This window comes from Nocardioides alcanivorans (assembly GCF_021555175.1).
Lineage (GTDB): Bacteria > Actinomycetota > Actinomycetes > Propionibacteriales > Nocardioidaceae > Nocardioides > Nocardioides alcanivorans.
Genome location: NZ_JAKGRW010000012.1, coordinates 1 through 24,861, shown reverse-complemented (window position 1 = coordinate 24,861; position 24,861 = coordinate 1). Strand labels below are relative to the sequence as shown.

At 68.8% G+C, this 24,861-nt stretch carries 28 protein-coding genes and 3 pseudogenes; 20 read left to right on the top strand and 11 right to left on the bottom strand.

The window, feature by feature from the left end; all coding sequences use genetic code 11:
• Nucleotides 1–39: 39 nt before the first annotated feature.
• A complete protein-coding gene (locus tag L1066_RS06315; RefSeq protein WP_235735507.1) occupies nt 40–1,218 on the bottom strand; it encodes an alcohol dehydrogenase catalytic domain-containing protein in 1,179 nt (392 codons plus the stop codon).
• On the opposite strand from L1066_RS06315, the pseudogene L1066_RS27545 reads away from it, so the two are divergent.
• From L1066_RS27545 to L1066_RS06300, 3 genes and pseudogenes are all read left to right on the top strand, one after another.
• A pseudogene (locus L1066_RS27545) lies at nt 1,133–1,423 on the top strand (hypothetical protein); the annotation flags it as partial. The gene L1066_RS06315 and the pseudogene L1066_RS27545 sit on opposite strands and share 86 nt — an antisense overlap.
• A 2-nt stretch (nt 1,424–1,425) precedes the next feature.
• A complete protein-coding gene (locus L1066_RS06305) occupies nt 1,426–1,611 on the top strand; it encodes a DUF4235 domain-containing protein (RefSeq protein ID WP_235735506.1) in 186 nt (61 codons plus the stop codon).
• 1 nt (nt 1,612) lies between these two features.
• The gene (locus tag L1066_RS06300; RefSeq protein ID WP_235735505.1) at nt 1,613–2,614 is read left to right on the top strand and encodes an NAD-dependent epimerase/dehydratase family protein; all 1,002 of its coding nucleotides are present in this window, start codon (nt 1,613–1,615) and stop codon (nt 2,612–2,614) included.
• A 24-nt stretch (nt 2,615–2,638) separates the two neighbouring features.
• Here the strand turns inward: L1066_RS06300 and L1066_RS06295 are convergent, their stop codons facing one another.
• The 3 genes from L1066_RS06295 to L1066_RS06285 all read right to left on the bottom strand — a co-directional run bounded on the left by L1066_RS06295 (nt 2,639) and on the right by L1066_RS06285 (nt 4,584).
• Nucleotides 2,639–2,866 carry a CDGSH iron-sulfur domain-containing protein gene (locus L1066_RS06295; RefSeq protein ID WP_235735504.1) on the bottom strand — a complete coding sequence of 76 codons (228 nt, stop codon included), beginning with the start codon at nt 2,864–2,866 and terminating at the stop codon, nt 2,639–2,641.
• Nucleotides 2,863–3,726 carry an iron-containing redox enzyme family protein gene (locus L1066_RS06290; protein WP_235735503.1) on the bottom strand — a complete coding sequence of 288 codons (864 nt, stop codon included), beginning with the start codon at nt 3,724–3,726 and terminating at the stop codon, nt 2,863–2,865. Before L1066_RS06290 ends, L1066_RS06295 begins: the two co-directional genes overlap by 4 nt.
• Nucleotides 3,727–3,921: 195 nt before the next feature.
• Nucleotides 3,922–4,584, bottom strand: a complete 663-nt coding sequence (locus L1066_RS06285) for a class I SAM-dependent methyltransferase (protein ID WP_235735502.1) — start codon at nt 4,582–4,584, stop codon at nt 3,922–3,924.
• Between the two features lie 122 nt (nt 4,585–4,706).
• Here L1066_RS06285 and L1066_RS06280 point away from each other — a divergent pair, with 122 nt between their 5' ends.
• Entirely contained in the window at nt 4,707–5,231 is a 525-nt protein-coding gene (locus L1066_RS06280) for a hypothetical protein (RefSeq protein WP_235735501.1), read from the top strand.
• Nucleotides 5,232–5,258: 27 nt separating this feature from the next.
• Complete coding sequence (locus L1066_RS06275; RefSeq protein ID WP_235735500.1) at nt 5,259–5,870, top strand: flavodoxin family protein; 612 nt, start codon at nt 5,259–5,261, stop codon at nt 5,868–5,870.
• Between the two features lie 51 nt (nt 5,871–5,921).
• On the opposite strand, the gene L1066_RS06270 is transcribed toward L1066_RS06275, so the two are convergent.
• Nucleotides 5,922–6,734, bottom strand: coding sequence for a class II glutamine amidotransferase (locus tag L1066_RS06270; protein WP_235735499.1), 813 nt, complete (start codon nt 6,732–6,734; stop codon nt 5,922–5,924).
• Nucleotides 6,735–6,760: 26 nt separating this feature from the next.
• On the opposite strand from L1066_RS06270, the gene L1066_RS06265 reads away from it, so the two are divergent.
• Entirely contained in the window at nt 6,761–7,900 is a 1,140-nt protein-coding gene (locus L1066_RS06265; protein WP_235735498.1) for a carboxylate-amine ligase, read from the top strand.
• Between the two features lie 38 nt (nt 7,901–7,938).
• Here the strand turns inward: L1066_RS06265 and L1066_RS06260 are convergent, their stop codons facing one another.
• The 4 genes and pseudogenes from L1066_RS06260 to L1066_RS06250 all read right to left on the bottom strand — a co-directional run bounded on the left by L1066_RS06260 (nt 7,939) and on the right by L1066_RS06250 (nt 11,377).
• Nucleotides 7,939–9,813: an SIP domain-containing protein gene (locus tag L1066_RS06260; protein WP_235735497.1), complete on the bottom strand. Its 1,875-nt coding sequence runs from the start codon at nt 9,811–9,813 to the stop codon at nt 7,939–7,941.
• An 81-nt stretch (nt 9,814–9,894) separates the two neighbouring features.
• Nucleotides 9,895–10,398 carry a protein phosphatase 2C domain-containing protein gene (locus L1066_RS06255; RefSeq protein ID WP_235735496.1) on the bottom strand — a complete coding sequence of 168 codons (504 nt, stop codon included), beginning with the start codon at nt 10,396–10,398 and terminating at the stop codon, nt 9,895–9,897.
• Between the two features lie 29 nt (nt 10,399–10,427).
• Nucleotides 10,428–10,679 (bottom strand): annotated as a pseudogene (locus L1066_RS28440) (protein phosphatase 2C domain-containing protein); the annotation flags it as partial.
• On the bottom strand, nt 10,676–11,377 hold the full coding sequence (locus tag L1066_RS06250; RefSeq protein ID WP_235735495.1) for a vWA domain-containing protein: 702 nt from the start codon (nt 11,375–11,377) through the stop codon (nt 10,676–10,678). The pseudogene L1066_RS28440 and the gene L1066_RS06250, both read right to left, overlap by 4 nt.
• Before the next feature lie 112 nt (nt 11,378–11,489).
• Here L1066_RS06250 and L1066_RS06245 point away from each other — a divergent pair, with 112 nt between their 5' ends.
• From L1066_RS06245 to L1066_RS06195, 10 genes and pseudogenes are all read left to right on the top strand, one after another.
• Entirely contained in the window at nt 11,490–12,788 is a 1,299-nt protein-coding gene (locus L1066_RS06245) for a protein kinase domain-containing protein (protein ID WP_235735494.1), read from the top strand.
• Nucleotides 12,789–12,823: 35 nt separating this feature from the next.
• Nucleotides 12,824–13,285 (top strand): PadR family transcriptional regulator, encoded by a 462-nt coding sequence (locus L1066_RS06240; protein ID WP_235735493.1) that lies wholly within the window; start codon nt 12,824–12,826, stop codon nt 13,283–13,285.
• Nucleotides 13,285–13,467, top strand: a complete 183-nt coding sequence (locus tag L1066_RS06235) for a hypothetical protein (RefSeq protein ID WP_235735492.1) — start codon at nt 13,285–13,287, stop codon at nt 13,465–13,467. Before L1066_RS06240 ends, L1066_RS06235 begins: the two co-directional genes overlap by 1 nt.
• 257 nt (nt 13,468–13,724) lie before the next feature.
• On the top strand, nt 13,725–14,630 hold the full coding sequence (locus L1066_RS06230; protein ID WP_312007163.1) for an ATP-binding cassette domain-containing protein: 906 nt from the start codon (nt 13,725–13,727) through the stop codon (nt 14,628–14,630).
• Nucleotides 14,627–15,394 carry an ABC transporter permease gene (locus tag L1066_RS06225; protein ID WP_235735491.1) on the top strand — a complete coding sequence of 256 codons (768 nt, stop codon included), beginning with the start codon at nt 14,627–14,629 and terminating at the stop codon, nt 15,392–15,394. Before L1066_RS06230 ends, L1066_RS06225 begins: the two co-directional genes overlap by 4 nt.
• 119 nt (nt 15,395–15,513) lie before the next feature.
• Entirely contained in the window at nt 15,514–17,001 is a 1,488-nt protein-coding gene (locus L1066_RS26500; protein ID WP_283095308.1) for a fatty acid desaturase, read from the top strand.
• A 113-nt stretch (nt 17,002–17,114) separates the two neighbouring features.
• Nucleotides 17,115–17,650 (top strand): annotated as a pseudogene (locus L1066_RS26495) (Uma2 family endonuclease).
• 18 nt (nt 17,651–17,668) lie between these two features.
• The gene (locus L1066_RS06205; RefSeq protein ID WP_235735489.1) at nt 17,669–18,247 is read left to right on the top strand and encodes a TetR family transcriptional regulator; all 579 of its coding nucleotides are present in this window, start codon (nt 17,669–17,671) and stop codon (nt 18,245–18,247) included.
• Nucleotides 18,248–18,330: 83 nt separating this feature from the next.
• The gene (locus L1066_RS06200; protein WP_235735488.1) at nt 18,331–19,560 is read left to right on the top strand and encodes a M15 family metallopeptidase; all 1,230 of its coding nucleotides are present in this window, start codon (nt 18,331–18,333) and stop codon (nt 19,558–19,560) included.
• Between the two features lie 26 nt (nt 19,561–19,586).
• Nucleotides 19,587–20,555 carry an NADPH:quinone oxidoreductase family protein gene (locus tag L1066_RS06195; RefSeq protein WP_235735487.1) on the top strand — a complete coding sequence of 323 codons (969 nt, stop codon included), beginning with the start codon at nt 19,587–19,589 and terminating at the stop codon, nt 20,553–20,555.
• Nucleotides 20,556–20,576: 21 nt separating this feature from the next.
• On the opposite strand, the gene L1066_RS06190 is transcribed toward L1066_RS06195, so the two are convergent.
• Both L1066_RS06190 and L1066_RS27540 read right to left on the bottom strand, forming a co-directional pair.
• Nucleotides 20,577–21,101 carry a CAP domain-containing protein gene (locus L1066_RS06190; protein WP_235735486.1) on the bottom strand — a complete coding sequence of 175 codons (525 nt, stop codon included), beginning with the start codon at nt 21,099–21,101 and terminating at the stop codon, nt 20,577–20,579.
• 115 nt (nt 21,102–21,216) lie between these two features.
• On the bottom strand, nt 21,217–21,867 hold the full coding sequence (locus L1066_RS27540) for an LPXTG cell wall anchor domain-containing protein (RefSeq protein ID WP_235735485.1): 651 nt from the start codon (nt 21,865–21,867) through the stop codon (nt 21,217–21,219).
• A gap of 150 nt (nt 21,868–22,017) precedes the next feature.
• On the opposite strand from L1066_RS27540, the gene L1066_RS06180 reads away from it, so the two are divergent.
• The 4 genes from L1066_RS06180 to L1066_RS06165 all read left to right on the top strand — a co-directional run bounded on the left by L1066_RS06180 (nt 22,018) and on the right by L1066_RS06165 (nt 24,716).
• Nucleotides 22,018–22,206, top strand: coding sequence for a hypothetical protein (locus tag L1066_RS06180; protein ID WP_235735484.1), 189 nt, complete (start codon nt 22,018–22,020; stop codon nt 22,204–22,206).
• A 78-nt stretch (nt 22,207–22,284) separates the two neighbouring features.
• Nucleotides 22,285–22,698: a hypothetical protein gene (locus L1066_RS06175; RefSeq protein WP_235735483.1), complete on the top strand. Its 414-nt coding sequence runs from the start codon at nt 22,285–22,287 to the stop codon at nt 22,696–22,698.
• A gap of 207 nt (nt 22,699–22,905) precedes the next feature.
• Complete coding sequence (locus tag L1066_RS06170) at nt 22,906–23,949, top strand: sigma-70 family RNA polymerase sigma factor (RefSeq protein ID WP_235735482.1); 1,044 nt, start codon at nt 22,906–22,908, stop codon at nt 23,947–23,949.
• Entirely contained in the window at nt 23,946–24,716 is a 771-nt protein-coding gene (locus tag L1066_RS06165; RefSeq protein WP_235735481.1) for a procyclic acidic repetitive family protein, read from the top strand. Before L1066_RS06170 ends, L1066_RS06165 begins: the two co-directional genes overlap by 4 nt.
• Nucleotides 24,717–24,861: the final 145 nt, after the last annotated feature.

The window sequence follows — 24,861 nt, the reverse complement described above, 5'->3', positions numbered from 1 at the left end:
ACCCGGCCGGGTGGTCCCCATGCTCGAGCGCGGTGCAGCTCAGGGGTGGAAGACGACCTTGACCATCCCGTCGGACTTCGCCTGGAACGAGCGGTAGGCCCCCGGAGCCTCGGCCAGCGGCAGGTGGTGGGTGGCGAAGGTCTCGACGCCGAGCGGGTCGTCGTCCTGCTCGAGGAACGGCATCAGCTCCTCGGTCCAGGCGCGTACGTTGGCCTGCCCCATCCGGATGCTCACCTGCTTGTCGAACAACTGCATCATGGGCATCGGATCCATTGCGCCGCCGTACACCCCGGCGATCGAGATCGTGCCACCACGGCGCACGGCGTCGAAGGCGGTGTTGAGTGCTGCCATCCGGTCGACACCTGCCCTCTGCATCAACGGCCTCGCTGCGGCGTCGGGCAGCCGGGAGATCATCTTGGTCAGGCCCTCCACGACCGGCGATCCGTGGGCCTCCATTCCGACGGCCTCGATGACGGCGTCCGCGCCGCGACCGTCCGTCAGCTCGCGCACCCGTTCGCCCACGTCGCCGTCGTCGAGGTCGATGGCCTCGGCGCCACGTTGGCGGACCCGCTCGAGGCGTTCGGCCACCCGGTCGACCGTCAGCACCCGATGCCCGGCCTCGAGGGCGAATCGCGTCGCCATGTCTCCGATGGGGCCGGCTCCGATCACCAGCACGGTGCTCTCGGGGCTGGGATCGGCGTACCGCAGTGCCTGCCAAGCGGTGGGCAACACGTCGGAGAGGAACAGGAAACGGTCGTCGGGCGGACCAGCCGGGACCTTGATCGGGAGCTGGTTGCCGAAGGGGACTCGTAGGTACTCGGCCTGACCACCGGGGACCTGCCCGTAGAGCGAGCTGTAGCCGAACAGGCTCGCCCCGGTGCCCTGGTCACGGTTCTGGGTGGTCTCGCACTGCGAGTGCAGGCTGTGCTGGCACATCCAGCACGTGCCGCAGCTGATGTTGAACGGCACCACGACCCGGTCACCGACGGCGAGTTCGCGGACGTCTGGCCCGGTCTCGGCGACGATGCCCATGGGCTCGTGGCCGACGATGTCGCCCGGTGACATGAATGCGGTGAGGACCTCGTAGAGGTGGAGGTCCGAGCCGCACAGGCCCGTGGACGTGATCTCGACGATGATGTCGTCGGGCTCGGAGATCCGTGGATCCGGGACCTCCTCGACCCTGATGTCGCGCTTGCCCTGCCAGGTGACGGCCTTCATGGGTGGGCCTCCTCGAGATCGTGTCCGCCACCGGTACCCGGGTCCACGCTCGACAGTCGCCGCGGATGTTCCCGGCCCCGCTGGGTACCGGCCCGCCATGAAGCACGAACAGAAGGCCAGCACGTCCGCGAAGATCCTCTACCGCCCGGTCGGGTTGGTCAGCTCGATGGTGGCCGGGCTCCTCGCGAGCGCAGTCTTCCGCTGGGTGTGGAAGAAGGCGGCGCACGGAGATCGGGACGACCCGCCCCGCCCCTCGAGAGTGAGTACCCGCTCAAGGAGATCGTCGCTGCTGCCGTCGTGCAGGGTGCGATCTATGCCGTGGTGCGAGCGCTCGTCGACCGTGGTGGCGCCCGCGCCTTCCAGAAGATGACTGGCGAGTGGCCGGGCAACTGACATGAGGGTCGTCGTCACCGGTGCGACCGGCAACCTCGGCACCGCCACCTTGCGAGCGCTCGGCGCAGCGGGGGACGTGGAAGTTGTCGGCGTTGCCCGCCGCCGACCCGACGGAGTGCACTTGCCCACCGCCGGATCCGTGGAGTGGCGCGAGGCCGACATCTCCACCGATGAGCTCGAGTCGGTGGTGACGGGCGCGGACGCAGTCGTGCACCTGGCGTGGAAGTTCCAACCCACCCACCGGCCCGACATCACCTGGGCGACCAACGCCGTCGGCACTCGGCGGCTGCTGGCAGCAGTGGCGCGAGCCGGTGTGCCGGTGCTGGTGTGCGCTTCGTCGGTCGCGGCGTACTCGCCCGCCGACCACGACGATCCGGTGGACGAGGGATGGGCCACCGACGGTGCCTCCTCGGCGGCCTACTGCCGGGAGAAGGCGTACGTCGAGCGCACGCTCGACGCCTTCGAGTCCACCCACCCGGAGGTCCGGACCGTGCGCGTACGTCCGGCGTTCGTCTTCCAGCGGTCGGCGGCGAGCGAGCAGCGCCGCATCTTCGGAGGCCCGCTCGCCCGGCCGTGGCTGCTCGACCGGCGCCGCGTCCCGGTGCTGCCACTCCCGGCGGGTCTCCGGTTCCAGGCTGTGCACGCCGGCGACGTGGGTCGTGCGCTCGCAACCGCTGTCACCGCCGACGTGTCCGGGGCGTTCAACCTGGCTGGTGCCGGAGTGATCGGACGTGAGGAGCTCGGCGAGCTGATGGGGGCGCGCACCGTCGAGGTGCCCCCGGGCCTGATGCGTGGCGGCCTCCACTCGGCGTGGCACGCCCGGCTGGCCCAAGTGCCGGCGAGCCTCCTCGATGCGGTCCTGAAGCTGCCACTGATGGCGACCGACCGTGCTGAGCAGCAACTCCACTGGCGACCTCGACACACGGCGGCCGAGGCACTGGATGCCGTCCTCACCGGGATGCCCGAGCGAGCCGGCACTGGTATGCCGCCGTTGCATCCCTGAGGGTTGCGCCCGCCGAGGTTCGATTCAGGCGGTTGCTCGGCCTGACGCCTCCGGGGTGACGAACTTGTGGGTGCCGTCGCACCACGGTTGACGCTGCGAGCGGTCGCAGCGGCACACGGCCACCACGGGACGGGTCACTGGATGCTCCGTGCCGTCGCGGTCGACCCAGGCGGCCGCTCCGCGCACCAGCAGCGGGCCGCCGGGACACTCCTGCACTCGGACATCGTCGCCCGTTGCCCGATCGTTGCTCACGCGTGCACCTCCACGAGCCGTCGTGGAGCGGGCCGGCTGCGCCAGGAGTCGACCAACGCAGTCCCCGCGAGCTGGTCCATCCGCAGGCAGGAGGCCGCGCCGAACAGCACGTCGGCGGCCAGGTGCGGCTCGGCCTCGACGAGGTTCGCGCAGATGTTGCGGATCGCCAGTTGCTCGTGCACGGCGTCTGCCTCGACGTGTTCGTCGAAGTAGGCCGCTGTCACCGTCGGCAGCCCCAGGCGTTCGATGCCGGAGACGATGCGGCGGCACGGTGCCGAGCTGGTGGCCTCGAATGCTGCCAGGTGGCCCATCGCCGCCCCACGCAGCCGGCGTCGCAGGGCAAACATGGACATCACGTTGTTCACCGCCAGGGTCGTGGCGCTGGCCTCATCGATGTGGGCGCCGTAGCCGCTGTCCAGATCGATCGCCTCCATTGCCTGAGCGAACAGACCGGCGTGGAGACGTTCCGGACGGCCAGCGCCGTACTCGTCGTACTGCAACTCGGCCAGCGCGGCCTTGGCCGGACCGTCGATCCGGGGCAGCACGAAGCTCTGGGGGTCCGACTCCTTGAGGTGGTAGATGCTCCGCTGCCGCATGAACTCGGCGAACTGCGCCTCGGTCGCGCGGCGCTGGAGGAAGGTCGCGAGTGAACCCCGGTCCAGGTCGTCGATCAACCAGGTCAGCTGGGTGGTGAGATCGCCACCGCTGTGACCCGCTCGGCGTACGTCGGCCGCCGTCAGGGCGCGCAACGCCTCTTCGAGGCAGCCTTCGAGCATGCCGCGGGAGTGGATCAGCAGTGGGTCCCACTCGAGGTCGGGGTCGACGCCGTCGAAGCCGCGATAGTGCAGCTCGAAGAGCATCCACAGGGCGAGCTGGAAGTCAGCATCCTCGATGACCGTGTCGATCGGGCGGGGAGCGCGGTCACCGGTGACAGCCCCGTCGTCCCGCCGGCGAGGACCTGTCCGACGTGGTGACTGAGGGGACCCCGAGGGGCAGGGAGCTGCATGGACAACCTCCGTGATCGCGAGTGGCTGCGGTACCCGGCGAAGCTCCTCTCAGCCGGGGAGCTGGGCGCCCGGTCGGCGGAGCACGGCCAGGACCCCACGGTCACCGAACATCCGGACCTCGGTGGTGGCCAGGTCGAGACGTCCGGCCATCCACTCACCGAGGTCGTCGACCTGGCCGACGGTGCCGAGCTGGAGCACGGCCGCTCCCTGCGGGTGCAGGCAGCGGTCGATCGTCGTCACGCAGTCGCGGGCGAGATCCAGGCCGTCGCCACCGCCGTCGATCGCCAGCAACGGGTCCTCGGGGAAACGGCCAGTCTGGGAGGCGGGCACCCACGGCGGGTCGGCGATCACCAGCGCGAAGCGCTCACCCACCGCCAAGCAGTCGTCCACGGGCCGCTCGCGGACCTCGACGAGGTCGGCGAGCCCGGCGACCGCCGCGTTCGCGCGTGCGAAGTCGCAGGCCACCGGATCGATGTCGACGAGGACGCCGTTGCGACCGCTGGTCTCGACGGCGAGGAGGCCGATGTGGCCCGCCCCGCTGCAGAGCTCGAGCAGCGGACCGGGCGGTACGTCGTGGGCGAGATCAGCAGCCCACGCCGACTGGGCCGCAGTCCACGGGCGCGGCTCGAGCACGCGGTCGTCATAGGCGATCGAGAGACTGCCGAAGGCGAGCTGGCGCGTGGAGGATCCGGAGGGCTGGGAGATCTGCATCCGGCGAGGTACCCACCTCGGGCTTCTTGATGCACAGACCAAGCAGTCGGCGAATCGATCGTGGGCTGTCGTGCACTCCCGACGACGGGGTACCAGATCCTCCACCCGAATGAGGAGTCCCGATGTCGTCCGAACCAGAAGAAGCAGGCCAGCAGGGCCAGGTCATGAACGACGAGGTCCTGGAGGGCCAGCTCCAACACCACTGGGCGGGCGCCACTGCTGGCGTTGCCTTCTTCGACCGGGTGGGTCGTGGTTTCCCCGATCCCGAGGTGGCAGCGGAGGTCAGGAGGTTGGCAGCCGAGGTCAACGACGACCGGGAGTCGTTGCGTCAGCTCATGCGCTCGTTGGGATTCGAGCCGTCACGCCTCGGTGCTGCCACGGCTCGAGCCGGTGAGTGGCTGGGCCGGTTCAAGCCCAACGGCCGGGTGATCAGACGATCACCCCTCACCGACGTGCTGGAGCTCGAGATGCTGCGCAACGCCCTCTCCGGCAAGCGGATCGGTTGGCAGGTCGTCCTCGAGATCTCGGAGCACGACGACCGGATCGACAGTGGAAGCATCCGAACCCTGCTGGACCGTGCCGACTCCCACCTCGATCGCTTGGGAGAACTTCACCTGCGGGTCGTCCTGGACCGGGTCGTGGACTGACGGCAACCGGGCTGGGTACCTGCATTCATGGCTGAACTCACCTGTCTCGTCCTGAACTGCACGCTGAAGAAGTCGCCGGCGGAGTCGAGCTCCGAGTTGCTCGGCTCGCAGGTGCTCGACGCACTCTCCGACCACGGCGTCACCGGAAGCATGGAGCGCGTCGTCGACCACGACGTGCGCTTCGGGGTGAGCACCGACGAGGGTGACGGTGACGCGTGGCCGGCGCTGCGCACGAAGATGCTCGACGCCGACATCCTCGTGTTGGCCACGCCGATCTGGCTCGGCCAGCCGTCGGCGGTGTGCAAGATGGTCCTCGAACGTCTCGACGCCGAACTCTCCGAGACCGACGACGAGGGCCGGATGCTCACCCATGGCAAGGTCGCCGGCATCGCTGTGGTCGGCAACGAGGACGGCGCCCACCACGTGACGGCCGAGTTGGCCCAGGCGCTGAGTGATGTCGGCTTCAGCCTCCCGGCGAACGCGGTGACCTACTGGGTCGGCGAGGCGATGCAGGGTGTCGACTACTTGGACAGGTCGCCGACGCCGGAGAAGACTGCCGCCACGACCAAGACCTTGGCCGCCCATGCCGCCCACCTGGCCGGACTGCTCGCACGCTCGCCCTACCCGGCCTCGAGTTGAACCCCGAACCGGGTCGGAGAGCAGATGAACAGGCCGTCGTACGTCGCGGGCTCAGGTGGCGTCGACATCCAGCCTTGCGACGGGATCCAGGCGGGTGACCTCGCGGGTGGCCAGATCGACCATCACCGCGGTGTCGGCAGGCACGGGCGTCCATCCGGGCTGGCCCAGGCCGCTGGAGACGACCTCGAGTCCGCGGTCCGTCTCGCGGTAGTCCATCGCGAAGTACTCCGTGGTGTGGCGGGGCGGGATGTCCCCCTCGTCGTCGAAGAGCTCACGCAACGCCCGCAGCGGGGAGTCGGCGCGCGAGTTGATGTGGATCGCGAACATGTGGGTCGGGGTCAGCATCAGTGCGTTGAGGCTGCACCGGGGGAACTTCTTGATCAACGTGGCCAGGGCCCGGGTCACGCCCTCCGCCTCGTCGCCGTACTTCTCCACGCTCTGGTGCACGAAGTGGAAGTAGCGCTCGCTGTCCGTGTCGCCGCGCAGCCGCGCCCGGGAGCCGGGGGTCAGCAACGCCTCGAGGTCCGCGATCGGCGAGACGTGGCCGTTGTGGGCGAACGCGGCATCATCGGCGAGGAACGGATGCGTGTTCTCCGGGCGTACGTCGAGACCGCCGGTCGCCCACCGCAGGTGCACGAGGCCGGCCGGCGAGAGCGGCTCCTTCACCAGCATGCGGTAGGTCTCGTCGATGTCCGCCGAGCGCGGCGAGCTCGTCGTGCACGTGCCCTCGGGCGTCTGCCAGGCCATGCCCCACCCGTCGGAATGCACCGCGGTGAGCGAGGTGAAGGAGGCCAGGCCTTCCTCGCCGAGCAGCTCGGCGACGGAGCAGCGGGACTCCGTCACGTATCCGAACAGACGACACATCGTGCAGCTCCTTCCGGCCGGTCCCGATGAACGAACCCTTCTCCGCCAGTACCCAGGAGCCGGTCAGGACAGTCGGCGTCGAGGAGGAGCTGCTCCTCGTCGACACCGAGACAGGCGCGCCACGATCGATGGCCAGCCAAGTGCTGCGGGTGGCGCGTCGACACGGCGACACCGAGGTCGATGCGGGCCAGGCAGGAGGGTCGGTGGGCCCGGAGTTGCAGGAGCAGCAGGTGGAGACCGACACGCCTGCGGAGGAGCATCTCGCTCTGCTGGAGATGGAGCTGCGGCGATGGCGTGAGAAGGCCCGTTCAGCGGCAGCCGAGGCAGGTGCGCGGATCCTCGCCAGTGGTACGACGCCGATGCCGGTGCGCCCCCAGGCCTTCGACGATGCGCGCTATGCCCAGATCACGGAACAGTTCGGCCTGACCGCGAGCGAGCAGCTCACGTGCGGTTGCCACGTGCACGTTTCCGTCGCCTCCGACGACGAGGCCGTGGGAGCGCTCGACCGGATCCGCTCCTGGCTGCCCGTGCTGCTCGCGATGAGTGCGAATTCGCCGTTCTGGCAGGGCGCGGACTCGGGCTACGAGAGCTACCGCTCGCAGGCGATGACGCGGTGGCCGACCAACGGACCGACGGAGGTCTTCGGCAGCGGCCGGGCGTACGCCGATCACCTCCGCCTGCTGGTCGACACCGGGGTGCCGCTCGATGAAGGCATGGCCTACTACGACGCCCGCCCGTCGCGGAGCTATCCGACCCTGGAGGTGCGGGTGGCCGACGTCTGCCTCGACCCGCGTGACGCCGTGCTCGTCGCAGCGCTGTCACGTGCGCTCGTCGGCACCGGTGCGGTGGAGTGGTCGCTGGGCAGGCCGCCCGACGCCGCGCCGGTCGCGCTGCTGCGGTTGGCGATGTGGCAGGCAGGTCGGCACGGGTTGGCGGGTGACTTGCTCGATCCACTCACCCACCTCCCGAGGCCGGCGCGTCAGGTGGTGGAATCCCTGGTCGCGCACGTCGGTGAGGAACTGGAGGCGACCGGTGACACGGCGCGGGTCGAGGAGGGCATCGACCGGCTGTTCTCGCAAGGAACCGGCTCGACGAAGCAACGGGCCGTCCTCGCCGAGGAGGGGCGACTCGACCGGGCAGTGGTGCGGCTGGCCGAACTCACCTGAGCGTGCCACGAGCCGCGGTGTCATGCGCCGAGCCGCAGTCAGCGCATGAGCTGCCAGAGCGTGAGGTCCCAACCGATGGACTGGGCACCAGGGGCGCGTGGGGTGAGACCCGCGTGGCTGAAGAGCGCCTCGAAGGCTGCTGGAGCACGGACTCCGGATCCGAACGCGGTCAGTAGTTGGAGGTCGAGCTCGGCATCGTGGTCGTGCACCTCCTCGTCGGCCTCGAGGGTGAGCTCGACGACCAGCAGAGCCGCCTCGTCGAGGGCATCGGCCACGTTCTCGAGCACGTGCACTGCGTCGACGTCATTCAACTGGTCGAGGAGCCGCACCACGAGGACTGCGTCTCCGACCGGCTGCGTCAGCGGGGCGAGGGGGCTCTGCTCGATCAACGTGATCCGATCGCGCAGGCCCTCGTCGAGCCCGTCAACGGCCGCAGCCAGCACGGAGGGCAGGTCGATCAGGCGCACCTGCAGGTGCGGGAACTCCCGCAGCAGCTTGGTGGCTGTCTCCGGGGCGCTGGCACCGAGCACGGTGACCGTGTCGTGGGCGGACCAGTCGTGGTGGAGGGCGATGGTCGGGCTCACCCGGACGGCGCTCTCGCCACGGTGCTGGCGGTGTGCCACTGCCAAGGGGTCGCCCGAGGCGATCACCTCGGCGGCGAGTCGACCGTCGGCGCGCGGTGCCGGAGCCCCCGTGCGCAGCAGGTGGAGCAGGTCAGCAGGCAACAGGTCGAGGAAGGCCCCGGGTCCGTCGGTCCGGAGCTCCTCGAGCAGCTCCTCGTCCTGCGCGAGGGTGACGCCCAGCGGTGCGAGGGCCACCGGGGCGTCGAGTGACTGGAGCGCAGGGTCGGCCTCGTCGGGGGCGATCACCTCGGCGGCGCGCAGGAAGCGCAACAGGGCGGCCAACGGACGCGGGTGGACCCCGAGCTGCGACGCGAGGGCAGCGAGCGACGTACGACCGCGGTCGAGCTCCTCGAGCAGGCCGATGGTCGCCGCGGCCCGCAGCACGACCGGGCTGGTCAGGTCGACCAACGCATCGATCCGTTCGTCGTCCTGGTCGACCTCGACCTCCACCGGGATGCCGCTCGCGTCCGCCTGCACCGAGCTGCGCCGCCAGTAGCCGGTCACTTCGAGGCAGTCGGCCGGCACCCGGCGTTCGTGCTTGAGGTGGGCGCGGAGGGGCTTGAGGGTGATCGCCTCACCGGCGGCCCAGGCATAGACCTCGCCCGGCCACCACTCGGCGTTGCGCACTGCCTGCTCGAGCAGGTCTGTCGTTCCGGGGGCGGCACTGCCGCGGTGCAGCCAGGTGACCTCCACGCCCTCACGTCGGGCGAGGGGCACCTGGTGGCTCGGGTCGGCCACCTCGATGAACACCTGGGCCCGCATCCCGTTGGGCAGCTCCTCCACCAGGCGGCCGATCGCGGGCAGTGCCGTCTCGTCGCCGACGACCAGCATCCAGTCGACATCGGTCGGAAGCAGCGCGGACTCCTTCGGCCCGGCGATCCAGGCCGAGTCGCCCTCGTGCACGCCGGCCACCCAGGTCGACGCGAAGCCGTGGCTGTGGCGGACGAAGTCGAGCACGATCTCGCCGGCCTCGGGGTCCCACCGTCGAGGCGTGTAGTCCTTGCCGGTGGGGCGGCCGGCCTCCGGGTTCCAGTCGAGGTGGCCCTCCACCTGGACCGGTGGCACCGGATGTTCCTGCCCCGGACCGGGGACGATCACCTTCACGTGGTCGTCGAAGCCTTCGTTGCGCAGTGCCGGGACGGCGATCCCGTCCTCGGTGGTGAACGCACCCAACTGGTCACCGGTAAGGGTGATCCGACGCATCCCCGCAGTGATGTCCTCGACCTTCGCCACCGTGAGCTCACGGATGTTGATCGGGAAGTTCAGCTGTTGGCGGCGGGTGCGGGGCATGGGTTCCTCAGGGGTCGGGGAGACGTCCCGATCACCCTAGGCGGCGAACCAAGGCTTACCTAACAAGGCCCCTGGTGTCGGTCAGGAGGCGCTGACCAGCACCGCCATCGTGGTGTCGTCACCGCCGACGGTTGCCGGCTCCTCCAACCAACCCGGCAACCGTTCGGCGAGCCAGCCTGGACCGTGCTGCGCGGCCCGTTGGTCCAGTTCGGTGCCGACCTGACGCCACCACTGCTCGTCGAGTTGAGGCTTGCCGAAGCCGTCGGTGCACACATAGGCGACCCGGACATCGGTGGCTGGCAGGGCGACGTACCGGAGGGAGGCCAGGGGATCGGGTTGGCACAGCGACGTGGTGCGCGTGCCGTCGAGCAACGCATCTTCGGGAAGCGGCCGCTGGACGTCGCCCGTGCGGCCCACGACGACCGCGTCACCGTCGCCCAGTTGGAGCACCACCACCACGGCATCGGTGGCGGCCAGTGCGATGAGGGTCGTGCCGTAGCGCAGCCACGTCTCCTCGACGTCGCTGGGCTCCTCGCCGAGGGAAAGGGTGCGGCCGCGGCGTGCTGCTCCACTGCCGCGCGCCAAGCGGTGACGAGTGCCGGGCCGACCCGGGTCCGGACGACGGCCTCGGCGGTGTCGACGTCGGTGAGCTCGGGGAGCAGGTCGCCGAGCAGGTCCGTCGCGGCCCGCACCGCAAGGAGGGCGCCCACTCCGCTGCGAGGGTGGGCGTGGTGGCCGTGCCCGTCAGCGACAGCCGCCACGGCACCGGACCCGGTCGTCACCGTGCGGTGGGCGTCCTGGTTGGGATGGTCTTCGCGGGCGTGACGGGCGCCGAGGTGAGTGGCCGAGGTGGCCGCCCAGGTCATGGCAGCGAACTCCAGACCGGGGCGCCGGTGGGCGTGGGCGGTGGCGGGGTGTTGCCCTGGGTGCCACCGACGGCAGGCATGGAGGCGCCACGGCTGGCCACCTTGGAGGCCCAGACGATGTAGTCGACGAGTTGCTCAGGACTGTCGGCGCGCAGCAGTGGGATCTCCTCGTTGCCGATGAAGCGTCGCAGCGAGGTCAGGTCGGCATCGCGTCCGACGCCCAGTGCCAACCGGATCGCCGCGGCCCCCCACCGTTGGGCCATCAGCTGCTGCAGTCCCTCGGCGAAGTCGACGCCACTGCTGCTGGTGGGCATGCCGTCGGAGACGAGGATGACCGCGGGTGGGAAGCCTCCAGCGGTCTCGTCGAGCTCGGCCATGCCTTCGGCGAGCAGCTTGAGGGCACTGCCCAGCTCGGTGAATCCCTGTGGCACGGCCTCGAGGCGGTGCCAGCGGAACTCCTCGATGGGCGTCGGCTCCGCGACGACCCACTCCGCCTCGGAGGCGAAGGCCAACACCCGCACCATCAACTCGGCATGGGGATTGTTGCGGGCCTCGTCGCGCAGGTGCGGGATCACCTCGGAGATGGCGTTGTTGAGCGCTTGGATGCGCCCGCCCCGACGCATTGACCCCGACACGTCGAGCACGAAGATGAAGTGCAGGGGCTTGCGTCCCACGGCACCGCCAAGTCGGTCGTTCATCCCACCCTCGCTCGTGCGGTTCGGATCCCGCAACACTCTCGGACGTGCCGCGAGGATATACCGTGGCCACGACACGTGCGGACCGAACGACGCTCGGAAGGGGGTGTCCGACGTGGCGTTGCAGGGCGGCACGCCCGTTGACCTCGGCCCCCTGGGGCACGCATGGGTGACCCATCTCATCGGACAGGGCGGCCAAGGGTTCGTCCACGTGGTCCAGCAGCAGAGCGGCCGTCAGCTTGCGCTGAAGTGGTATCGCCCGGAGAGCGCCTCGCTCGAGCAGCACCGCGAGATCCAGACGCTCGTCGAGTTCGGTACGCCGCACCACCGGTTCCTGTGGCCCCTCAGCCTCGCATCGGTCCCGGGTGAGCCCGGCTTCGGCTACGTGATGGAGCTGCGCGACCAGCGCTACCTCGAGCTCTCCTGGCTCCTCGCCAACCGGCGTCCCGACGGCTCGCCGCTGTCGGTCAGCTTCGCGGCGACCATCAACCTCTGTCGTCAGCTGGCGCACAGTTTCCTGCGCCTGCACGCCGGCGGGCTGTGCTATCGCGACATCTCCTTCGGCAACGTCTTCTTCGAGCCCGAGACCGGCGACGTGCTCATCTGCGACAACGACAACGTGGGCATCGACAACGGCACGGGCCGGGTGCTCGGTACTCCGTTCTTCATGGCACCGGAGGTCGTCGCCGACCAGACCTTCCGCACCCTGCCCAACACCGACACCGACCGGCACTCGCTGGCGGTGCTGATGTTCTACGTGCTCTTCATGGGCCACCCGCTCGAGGGCGCACGCACCGAGGGTGGGCTGCGCGACCAGCCGTGGTTGCTGCGCCACTTCGGCACCGATCCGCTCTTCTGCATGGATCCCGACGACGACGCCAACCGGCCGTCGGCGATCGTGCAGAACTACTGGAGCCTCTATCCGGCGTTCCTCCGCGACCTGTTCGCCGAGGCCTTCGGCCCCGGGTTGCGCGACCCCAGTCGACGGGTGACCGAGGGTCAGTGGATCAAGGCGATGGACAGGCTCGCCGACGCGATGTTCCGCTGTTCCTGCGGTACGACTGCTTTTTGGGAGAGTTCTGCCCCGGCACGCTTCTGCCGCAACTGCGGAGCACCCGTCCTGCCGGCGTACGTCGCGCGTGTGGGCAGGCGGTCCGTGGCGGTCAGCGAGGTGGCGGCGCTGCGGCGCGACCACTTCGCGACGGGCGGTGACGACCCGCAGGTCGTGGCCACCTTCCACCGTCACCCCGACGACTCGCTGCGCTGGGGCGTCGCCAATCGTGCCGGCCTGGGGTGGACGGCGACCTATCCGAGCGGTTCCTCGGTGGCACTGGGCCCTGGGATGACCATCGACCTCCGGCCGGGGATGGTGTTGCGCACCTCTGGTGGGTCGGTGGAGATCACCGTTCCCTGATCACGCGAGCAGCGTGACGACGTACCCTCAGGTCCATGGCCGGGTCGGAGACGCGCATGCTGCTGTTGGGTGCAGTGGCCATGTTCGAGCCGGTCAACGGCTACCAGATCCGCCGCGAGCTGGTCTCCTGGCAGGTCGACAAATGGGCTCGGGTCAATCCCGGCTCGATCTACAACGGGCTCGCAACGCTCACCAAGCAGGGCCACCTGCGGCGCCACGACCTTGCTGACGGCGGTCGCGAGGTCGCTGTCTACGAGGCGACCGTCAAGGGCCGGGCCGAGTTGCTGCAACTGATGGTGCGGGCGCTGGAGGAGGTCGACCCCTACAACCGGCTCGCCTTCCATGCCGCGTTCGGGATGGCGCCGCTGCTCGACAAGGCACAGGTGGTCCACAGTCTCGAGGTCCGCCTGAGGGGGTTGGCGGAGGCGCTGTCGGCGTTCCCGTCGCCGGGGAGGAGCCACCGGAGTACGGGCCTCCCCACGCCTTCCGCTCGGTGATGCTGTGGCGCGACTCGGTGGTGACGGAGCTGGCGTGGTTGACCGAGACCCTGGCCGACCTCAAATCGGGTGCCCTGGTGGTGGGCGACTTCGACGAGGCGGGTTGGCAGCCGCCCGCCGACGATCCGGGGTGGCAGATGAACGTCGACCGCGAGCGCTACCGCGCCCTGCTGGGTCGCTGATCCCTCGTTCGGGCGCCGGCGATGAATCCGTCGTCGCCCGTCGGTCTCCATGACCGGAGGCCGGCTCGGGCGACCGCGAAAACAACTTGACCGCCGAGTGTTCAATGTTGAACACTCGGTCAGTTCAAGTTTGAATACGGAGGAGAATCGATGATCGAAGCACGAGGGCTCGTGCAGACCTTCTGGACAGGTCAGGGCAAACAGAAGACCCCGGTCCATGCCGTGGCCGGGGTGGACCTGGACGTCGCCGAGGGGAGGTGGTCGGCTTCCTCGGGCCCAACGGGGCGGGCAAGACCACCACCTTGCGGATGCTGACCACGTTGCTCAAGCCGACCGAGGGCACTGCCCGGGTCGCGGGCTTCGACGTGGCCACCCAGGCGCAGGACGTACGCCGCAGCATCGGCTACGTCTCGCAGGCCGGTTCGACCTTCTCGAGTGCCATTGCCGGTGATGAGGTGATGGACCACGGCATGCTCTACGGGATGTCGCGCCGCGACGCCGAGCGCAAGGGCAAGGAGCTGTTCGAGCAGCTCGACCTTCCCGGACTGTGGCGCCGGATGCCCAAGAACATGTCGGGCGGCCAGAAGCGTCGCCTCGACATCGCGATGGGGCTGATCCACGAGCCCAACCTGGTCTTCCTCGACGAGCCGACCACGGGCCTCGACCCCCAGGCGCGCGCCAACCTCTGGGAGCACATCGCCGGCTTGCGGGCCAGGCAGGGTGTCACCGTCTTCCTGACGACCCACTACCTCGACGAGGCGGATCACCTGGCCGACCGGATCGTCATCATCGACAAGGGCCGGATCGTTGCCAGCGACACCGCCGACAACCTCAAGGCCCAGGTCTCCGGCGATCTGGTCGACCTCGAGATCAGCGACGCGGCGCAGGTGGCCGTCGCGGGCGAGAAGCTCGCCGCGATTGCCACGGGTGTCGAGGTGGAGGGTCGCCACGTGCGTGGTCGGGTGCAGCGTGCCGGGCGCGCGGTACCCGGTCTGCTCCGTGACCTCGACGGCCACGGGGTCTCCCTCGACTCCATCGAGGTGCTCCGCCCGACCCTCGATGACGTCTTCCTCACCCTGACCGGACGTTCGCTGCGTGACGCGGAGGCTGGCGAGGCGTCCGACGGCGACCAGCCCGACGTACTCGAAGGAGCCGACCGATGACCGCACTGTTCTGGCGAGAGAGCTTCATCGTCTTCCGGAGACAGCTCCGGATGAACCTGCGCAACCCCGCGTGGGTGTTGATCGGCGTGCTGCAGCCGGTGCTCTACCTGCTGCTCTTCGGGCCGCTGCTCAAGCCGCTGGTGAGCCAGTTCGACCTGCCGACCGACAACCCCTACACGTTCCTGGTGCCCGGCCTGCTGGTGCAGCTCGGCATGTTCGGCGCGTTCTTCGCCGGCTTCGGGTTGATCGCCGAGTGGCGCGAGGGCGTGGTCGAGGCGGAGCGGGTCACGCCCGCGAGCCGGACGGCGTTGCTCGTCGGGCGCCTCATGCGTGACCTGCTCCAGCTGCTGGTGCAGGCGCTGATCCTCGTCGGGCTCGGCTTCTGGATGGGCATGCGGGCGCCGGTCGGCGGAGTGGTCGCCGGCGTGGTGATCACCCTGTGCGTCGGCGGCGCTTGTGCGGCGGCCTCCAACGCCCTCGCGCTGACCACGAAGAGCGAAGACGTGATGGCGCCGCTGATCAACATGGTCATGATGCCGGTGCTGCTGCTCTCCGGGATCATGCTGCCGATGACGCTCGGCCCGGCCTGGCTCGAGCGGATCAGCGACTTCATGCCGTTCCGGTGGATCACCGACGGTGTCCGCGGCACCTTCGTCGGCGACTTCGACGGATCCGCCCTCATGTGGGGCACGGGGTGGGCCGTCGGGCTGCTGGTGCTGGGCCTGTGGTGGGGCACCGCGGTCTTCCGGCGCGAGAACTCCTGAGGAAGCGGCGACGCCGGGCAGCCCTTGACAGGTCTCGTTTTACAAATCATGCTGGCTTGTAAAGCGACGCCCGTCACACTCGACTCCTCCCGGCGTCGCCGCTGACCAGGAGGCCCGTCATGGCGACCAGGACTGCAGGAACCGTTCCCGAAGGCTCGACCGAGCGGTGGACCGACAAGAAGCGCTACCTCTGGCTCATCGGGCTGGTGGTGCCCTCCCTTGCCTTCGTCGCCATCGGGATCTTCGCGGCCACGGGATTCACCCCGATCCTGTGGCTCGGCCCGATCGTGATCCTCGTGATCGTGCCTGCGATCGACCTGATGACGGGGCTCGATCGTTCCAATCCGCCGGACGACGTGATCGAGGAGCTCGAGAACGACAAGTACTACCGGTGGATCACCTACCTGTTCCTGCCGATCCAGTACGTCGGCTTCGTCGGCGCCATGATGCTGGTCAGCGGCAGCACCTTGTGGGGGCTGCTGGACGACCCGATGACGCTGTGGCAGAAGGTCGGCATCGCCGTCTCGATCGGCGCCATCGGTGGCATCGGCATCAACACCGCCCACGAACTCGGCCACAAGAAGGAGAGCCACGAACGCTGGCTCTCCAAGGTCGCGCTGGCGCAGGTCGCCTACGGCCACTTCTACATCGAGCACAACCGCGGTCACCACGTGCGCGTCGCCACTCCGGAGGACCCCGCGAGCAGCCGGATGGGTGAGAACTTCTACCAGTTCTGGCCCCGCACGGTGATCGGTTCGTTGAAGAGCGCATGGCGTCTGGAGAAGCGCCGCTACGCCCGCCGCAAGCAGCACCCGTTCCGACTCGGCAACGACGTGCTCAACGCTTGGCTCATGACCGCGGTGCTCTGGGGCGCGCTGGTCGTCTGGCTCGGCGTCGGGATCCTGCCCTACCTGGTGCTCCAGGCGGTGGTCGGGTTCTCGCTGCTGGAGGTGGTCAACTACATGGAGCACTACGGGATGCTGCGGCAGAAGGTCGGCCGGCCCGGCAAGGAGCGCTACGAGCGGGTGCTGCCCAGCCACAGCTGGAACTCCAACAACATTGCCACCAACGTGCTGCTCTACCACCTGCAGCGCCACAGCGACCACCACGCCAATCCGACGCGGCGCTACCAGACCCTGCGCGACTTCGAGGAGTCCCCGGTGCTCCCCACCGGCTACGCCGGCATGATCGTGCTGGCCCTGCTCCCGCCGATCTGGCGTCGGGTGATGGACCCGCGGGTCATCAACCACTTCGACGGTGACCTCACCCTGGCCAACCTCTCGCCGCGCAAGCGCGACAAGATCCTCACCAAGTACGGCGTCGCCATGCGCGAAGCGGCCGACCGCGCCGACGCTGCGCGCGAGGAGCAGGCCCGGGAGGACGCAGCCGCTGCTGCTGCCGCCGCGGCAGCGCTTGCCCAGGTCGACGAGGTCCTCGCCGCCCAGTGCCCCGGGTGTGACTACGTCTATGAGGTTGCGGCCGGCAATGAGCTCGAGGGCTTCGCCGCCGGCACCGCTTGGGCTGACATCCCCGACGACTGGTGCTGCCCTGACTGCGGAGTGCGGGAGAAGGTCGACTTCGTGCCGGTGGCGCCGGTCGCGGCGTGATCTCTGTGGAGAGCCGTTTGCTGGCTCAGGGTTGAGTGGGGACGCTTGGCGCCTCGCTCACCCTGACCCACAATGGACGGACGGTCGATGTGTCACTCATCTCTGGAGCACCCATGCCGACGCTGCAACGCAAGCGGATGTCCTACGACGCTTACTGCGCGCTGCCCGAGGAGATCCGGGCGGAATGGGTCGACGGGGAGGTGGTGGTGACCCCGGCGCCGAGCTTCCGACACCAGCGGATCTCGTTGCGCTTCGCGCAACTGTTCGACGCTGGGCTCCCGGGACTCTTTGTCGTCGAGGCAACCTCTCTCCACCTGCCGCGCAACCGCGAACGCATCCCCGACCTCATGGTCGTCGACCGGGTGCCGGAGACCCCTACGTCGATTTCGCGCCGGTGCTCGTCGTGGAGATCCTGTCGCGCTCGACCCGCAGTGAAGACACGGTGCGCAAGTCCGGCGAATATCTCGCCGGAGGCGCCGAGCAGTACTGGATCGTCGACCCGCTCGACCGCAGCATCGACGTCTTCGCCAACCGCGACTCGGGTTGGGACGCGTTGGCCAGGATCGACGAGGCGACCCCGCAGGCAACGGTGCCGGTGACATCCGCGCTCGCGGTCGACGTACGCCTCGCTGAACTCCTGGAGGGTTGACGACATACGCTGGTGCGCATGGTCGCCGAGCACGTGGACATCCCGCTGACACTGCGCGATCGCATCATCGCGGCAGCAGGGGAGATGACCACCACCACCGGGTGGGCGTCGGTGACCATGGCCAAGCTGGCCGACGTCGTCGGGGTGAGTCGGCAGACGGTCTACAACGAGGTCGGCAAGAAGCCGGCGCTGGCCGAGGCGATGGTGCTCGAGGAGCTCGCCCGGTTCCTCGAGGTCGTCAACACCGCCTTCGACGAGCACGACGACCTGGTCGCCGCGATCCGAGCCGCCTGCCGCTCGGTGCTGGAGTTCGCCCAGGACAACACGCTGCTCCACGCCATCGTCTCCGCCACCCACGGTGCCGACACCGAGTTGCTGCCGTTGCTCACCACCAACTCCGAGTCGCTGCTTGCCACCGCCAAGGCGGTCCTGACCGAGCGGATCCGCGGCTTCGACACCGGGCTCGACGCCCAACGCCTCGACACCGCGATCGACATGGTGGTGCGGGTCGTGCTCAGCCACATCATGCAGCCGTCGGCCTCGCCTGCGGAGACCGCTGATGGGATCGCCTGGATGGCAGCACGCGTCCTTTCCTGAAGCAGAAGTGGGACGGGAGTCCGATTTCGTGGTCCGTTCGGCCTCGCCGACATATCCTCTCCGGCAAGGTGAGGGGGAGGACCGTGGGGACTCGTCGACGTACGACCGTGGCAGTGCTGGGCGCACTGGTGCTGGTCGCTGGGCTCGTCGCCTGCGGCGATGAGGGTACGTCGGACCGCCAGCCCGCCGAGGAGAAGTCGAGCCAGGTGGGCGAGAGTCTCCCGCCCACCCCCGAGTCGTCAACCGCTGCGCCAGCCGATCCCGACCACGCCGTCGATCCACCGGGCCCGCTGACCGAACCGCTCGCTTCGGCCGACATCATGCTCGTCAGCCTCGAGGACGGTCCGTTGGCGGAGGACCTGCTGGCCGCGATCGAGAAGGTGAAGGGCGTGCAGACGACCGAGCTGATCGATCTCGGCAACGTGGCGCTGGAGAACACGGTGGTCAACGTGGCGGCCGTCGACCCCGCCAGCTACCGACGCTTCACTCCGGCCGGGCAGGCCGAGGAGATCTGGGGCCGGGTCGCCGGTGGTGAGTTGGCGATCGGTGAGGAGTTGGGCCAGAAGGTCCAGGGCGACGAGTCGTTCGTGAAGCTCGGCAACGACAAGGAGGCGCCCAAGGTGCACGTCGGCGCCTACACCGACCAGGTGCTGACCGTCGACATCGTCGTCAACCGCGCGTGGGGCGAGACCCTGGGCCTGGTCCGTGACAACGCACTGCTCATCTCGACCGGCATCAACTCGCCGCAGAAGGTGCGCAAGCGGCTGAAGAGCCTCGTGGAGGGCAAGGCGGCGGTGCAGATGCTCGACGCCGTCGCCCGCTCCGGGATCGACCTCAACGCCACCCAGACGGCCTACCTGACCGGTGGTTCGGTGGCCAGGGCCGTTGGATCCTTCTCCTACAAGGCGATCGGAGGCGGCCGGATCGCTCCGGACCCCGCATGGGTGGCCGCCAACATCCGCACCGAAGAGGTGCCGATCCTGGGCAAGGTGACCTGCCACAAGGCGATGCTGCCGCAGATGCGGGCGGCCCTGGACGAGATCGTGCAGCGTGGCCTGGCCGACAAGATCCATCCCGGTGAGTACGCCGGCTGCTACTACCCACGTTTCATCGCCAACAGCACGTCGTTGTCGTTGCACTCCTTCGGCATCGCCTTCGACGTCAACGTGCCGGGCAACCAGCGTGGCACGGCCGGTGAGATCGATCGGCAGGTCGTGTCGATCTTCAAGAAGTGGGGCTTCGGCTGGGGCGGAGACTGGAGCTGGACCGACCCGATGCACTTCGAGATGAACGCCATCGTCGAGGCTCGCTGATCCGGTCCGCGGGTAGGGTCGCGGTCATGCGTGCAGTTCAGGTGACCCGACTCGACGGACCCGAAGCCCTGGAGATCAACGACGTGCCGGCGCCCGTGCCGGCCGCACACGAGGTTCTCATCGATGTGCGCCGCGTCGGCATCTCGTTCCCCGATCTGCTGCTGAGCAAGGGGCAGTACCAGCTCAGGCCCGAGTTGCCCTTCATCCCTGGGGTCGACGTGGCCGGCACGGTGGCGGCCGACGGCAACGGCTTCACGGCCGGTCAGCGCGTGGCCGCGGTGGTGCCGTACGGCGGCGCAGGTGAGCAGGTCGCCGTACCTGGCGTCTTCGTCTTCCCGCTGCCCGACGATCTCTCCTTCGAGCAGGGTGCGGCGCTGCCGATGAACTACCTCACTGCCGAGTTCGCGCTCAACGAGCGCGCCTGCCTCGAGACCGGCGAGACCGTGCTCGTCCACGGTGCCGCCGGTGGTGTCGGCACGGCCACGATCCAGGTCGCGAAGGGGCTGGGCGCCACCACCATCGGCGTCGTGTCCAGTGCCGAGAAGGCCGACTTCGCCAAGGCCGCTGGCGCCGACCACGTGGTGCTGATCGACGGCTTCAAGGACGCAGTCAAGGAGATCACTGGCGGCAAGGGCGTCGACGTGGTGCTCGACGTCGTCGGCGGTGACGTCTTCACCGACTCACTGCGTTCGCTCGCTCCCCAGGGTCGGCTGCTCGTGGTCGGCTTCGCAGCAGGGCAGGGCATCCCGGAGGTCAAGGTCAATCGGCTGCTGCTCAACAACACCGACGTGCGCGGTGTCGGCTGGGGCGAATATGCGATGAAGCGACCCGGCTACATGCAGGAGCAGTGGAAGCGCCTCGAGCCGCTCATGGCGTCGGGGGCGATCAACCCGCCCGTGGGCCGCACCTATGCGTTGGAGCAGTTCGGCCAGGCGCTCATCGACATGGACAACCGACTCGCTCTCGGCAAGTCCGTCGTCACCGTCCGGGACTGACCCGACGCGAGGCGCGCCGGATCACTTGCGGCCGAAGTCCTGGGTGGCCCAGGGGACGCCGTTCTGCACCTTCACGCCGACGCCGAGGTGGCGGTAGCTGCAGTTGAGGATGTTCTTGCGGTGACCGGGGCTGTTCATCCAGGCCTTCACCATCGCCTTCGGGTTGGCGTAGCCGTAGGCGATGTTCTCCGCGACTGCACGCCAGTTGCGGTAGCCGGCCTGCGTGATGCGCTTGCCCAGGGTGGCCTCGCCGGGCAGTTGGTGGCTGAGCTGCTTGGATGCAGCCATCAGCTTCGTGTGCTTGCGCGCTGCCTTGCGTAATTTGTTGTTGGCCTTGAGCGCCTTGCAGCCGTTCTTCTTGCGGTGCTTGTTGGTCTGCTTGAGGATCTTCTTCTCCCACTTGCCGTTGGCCAACGGGGCGGCGGCGCGAGGTGCGACCTCGTTGACGGAGGGCGCCGTGCCTGCGTAGGTGGGAGCGGAGGAGTAGAGGAGCCCTGCGAGAAGCAGGGCGAGGGACGCGGTGAGCGTGCGCCGAGTCAGCACCATGTGACCAATGTGGCGCGTGCCACACGCCGCGCGCAAGTGCGGTGTCGACCAGTGGTCCTGGCCGGACCGCGTCCGGGGGAGACGCGGTCCGGCCAGGAGCTCGGGCGGTGGACGGTCAGGACATGGTGGACCTGCGCCGGACCAGGAGCGTTCCGCCCAGCAGGAGCAGCAGGCCGAGCAGCCCCGCGCCGTACAGCGCTTGCGGAGAGCCGGTGTTCGGGAGCACGCCGTCGCGTGGCGCGACACCGCCGTGGGTCTTGTGGGGTGTCGTGTCGGTGGACTCGTCACGATCGGCCGGCCCGTCCTCCTTCGTCTCCTCCTCGCCTGCCACGCCGCACTCACGCAGCTCGCCGAAGTCGCCGGACCAGCTCGTTCGTGCACCGTCCGCCAGGACGAAGCCGTCGAGGACGGTGGCCACGACCGACCAAGGTCCTTGGCCGGAGATGCCGCGGACGACGTCGTAGAGCACGCCCTCGGTGATCGGCAGGGTCAACGACCCGGGGGTCTCGCACTGCACCAGATCGACGACCACGGGTGCCACCGGGGTGACCGGGACGGGGCAGGGGGTGTGGGTGCCGAGGTCGCCGCTCCACTCGGTGGTGGCGCCGTCGGTGAGGGTGTAGCCGTCCTGGATCGTGGCGATGACCTTCCAGGGGCCCTGCTTGCCGTCTCCCTCGACGATCTCGTAGGTGATGCCCTCGGTCTGGGGGAGCCGGATCTCGCCGTACTCACCGCACTCGTCGATGGGGCTTGCTTCGGGTGCCACCGGGGTGACCGGGACGGGGCAGGGGTGTAGGTGCCGAGGTCGCCGCTCCACTCGGTGGTGGCGCCGTCGGTGAGGGTGTAGCCGTCCTGGATCGTGGCGATGACCTTCCAGGGGCCCTGCTTGCCGTCTCCCTCGACGATCTCATAGGTGATGCCTTCGGTACCGATCATGCCGATGTGGCCGTACTCGCCGCACCCGCTGATCGGCTGGACGTCCGGTGCCACCGGGGTCACGGGCTTGAGGCAGGCGGGGCCGGTCTGCTTGGGCTTGACGGTGAGCGTCCAGGTGGACTGGCCGTCGATCGTGAACCCGGGCTTGGCAGTGGCGGTGATCGTGTAGGTGCCGGGGCCGTGACCGACCGGAGTCTGGGCGTAGCCGACCTTGTCGGTGTCAGCGGGCACGACGAGTCGTCCGTCGATGTCACAGGTGGGGTCGACCACACTGGGCGCGGTCGGGGTGACCGGCTTGTCGGCAGGGGCGCAGTTCGACGGGAAGGCGCTCTTCGGCACGGACCCCGCATTGCGAGCGGTGTTGCCGCTGGGCCAACTGGCGTCCACCGTGAGGTTCAGCGCCTGTGCCGTGGTGACCCGCTCCGTGAAGGTCTTGGTGGAGTTGTTGGCGATGGTGGTCCCGACGGGCACCACGTTGCGGGTGGAGGCGGTCACGGTCGCCGTTCCACCGCCGTTCCAGTTCTCCACCGCCCAGGACACCGTCCATGCACCGTCGTCGGCACAGGTGACCTTGGCGGTGATGGTGGTGTGGTGTGCGCTCGCGGGGAGGCCACGAACATCGTTCCCAAGCTGGCCAGCATCGCTGCCAGCACCATCGTGAGCGTTCTTCTCATCACAGTCCGTTCGTCTTGCTACAGTCGCCTCGACGCGTTGCGAGCGTCAGGGCCGTCTCGTCTTCCATTCCGGAGATCCAGATGAGTCGGCGACGCGAATCTGACGCGTTTCCTTGATTTGTGATGCACGGCACATCGGACTCCCCATCAGGCATCGGTGGTTCTTCCGGGGGAACCGACCAGGAGGAACGGTTGTGTCAGCAGACTTCGACGGGCGCAGCTCGCAGCCCAGCGACGATGAACTCGTCCGCAGGGTCCGCGAGGGGGATGACTCCGCATTCGGTGTGTTGTACGAGAGGCATCGGGGAGCTGCCGAGCAGGTTGCGCGCGCCATGGTGCGCGGAGCCGACATGCATCAGGACCTCGTCGCTGAGGCCTTCGCCTCCGTGCTGGACAAGCTCAAGCAAGGGCTCGGACCGTCGACCAACTTCCAGGCCTACCTCTTCGCCTGCATCCGCAACGGCTTCCGGCAGCACCTGCGCCAACCTGCGATCGACACTGCCTCGGATCGTCCCTGGTTGTTGGACGCGAGCACCGCTGGCCCCGAGGAGCTGGTCTCCGAGCTGACCCACGACGCCGCCGCGAAGGCCTTCGCCTCACTGCCGGACTCCTGGCGCTCCGTGCTGTGGAAGCTGGAGGTGGAGGGCCAGGGGCCGTCCGAAGTCGCTCACTCGATGGGTACGTCGCCTGCGGCCGTCTCCGCCTTGGTCTACCGGGCCCGCGAGGGGCTGCGACGGGCCTACCTGACCCAGCACCTGCCGGCCGTGGTCAGTCGGGGATGCAACTGGACGGTCGATCGGTTGCCGCAGTTCGTGCGGGGTGACCTCGGTGCTTCGGCGACCTCTCGGATCGACCAGCATCTGGTGACCTGTCCGACCTGTCGGGCCGCGCTCGAGCAACTCGAGCAGGTCAACAGCCGGATGGGAGCAGTGGTCTGGCCGTTGGTGCTCGTCGGAGGTTTGCCGGGCTTCGTCCAAGCACTGCCGAGACCTCGGCTCCCTCTCGGCGGCGGCAGACCCAGGCTGCCTGCGCGCGCCGCGGCGCCGTCGAGCTGGGGCACCGCGGCCAGGCCGCCGTGGCCGCCCTGGCCAACTACGCTGGCGGCCTACCCGGACCGTGATGGCGGCTCGGGGATCGGCGTGGTGTCCAGAACTTCGGACGGCGTACGACGTCGCGACTGTTCACGGCCGGCCGCGCCTGGCGTCTCGGGAATCGCGGACGGCCGCTCTGGCTGGTGAGTGGATCGCTCTTGCTCGTCGTGCTGGTCTGCGCGGTGGTGATCTGGCGGGCATCGGACCGCCCCGGTGAGGGTGTCGCTGAGGTTGCGGGGCCCGACTTCCCTTCGCTCTTGCGTGACTGGCCTCCGTCGGTCCCCGCCGACGACGCGAACCCGGTGCGCGAGGTGGTGATCGAGCTGGCCGCCGAGCAGACAGTGCCGGCACCGCCTCCTGTCCCTGCCCCGGACTCCGAACCCGAACCGGAGCCGGAACCCGAGCCCGAGCCGGAGCCGGAGCCCGAACCGGAACCGGAACCCGAACCGGAACCCGAGCCGGAGCCGGAGCCGGAGCCCGAACCGGAACCGGAGCCCGAGCCGGAACCCGAGCCGGAGCCGGAACCCGAGTACGACCTCTCCTTCGGCTCCTTGAGCAAAGCGGCCGGTGCGCAGGAGGCCGAGTGGACGATCACCGGTCAGTTGCAGGTCACGTCCGACTCCCCGCTCGCGGGTCTCGTCGTGGAGATGGCCTTCGTCTTCGACGACGATTTCGGGCTCGACCTGGCGACCGGCTGGAGCTGCCGGGAACCGGGCGGCGCAGAGGTCGGAACAGGTCAGTCGTTCTTCTTTGCGGCCGGGACCACCATCACCTGCTCCCATGAGTTCAGCGACGACAGTCCTGCACCAGCGCTGGTGCTCGACCTGTACGGAATGAATCTCTCCGGGACGGCGACGCTGAGTGCTCCTTCTGCAATCGACCCCGACCCGGGCAACGACACCCAGACCTTCTGACGTCGCCCAGGTCGCTCTGATTCCCGCCGAGGTTGCTTTTTGATGTAGCGTTTGGTAGCGCCAGATGAAAACACGCACCTGTTTATCTCTGAAGTCACGGTAGGCGACATGAACTGGCAACACCTACCCGATTGGAACGAAGCAT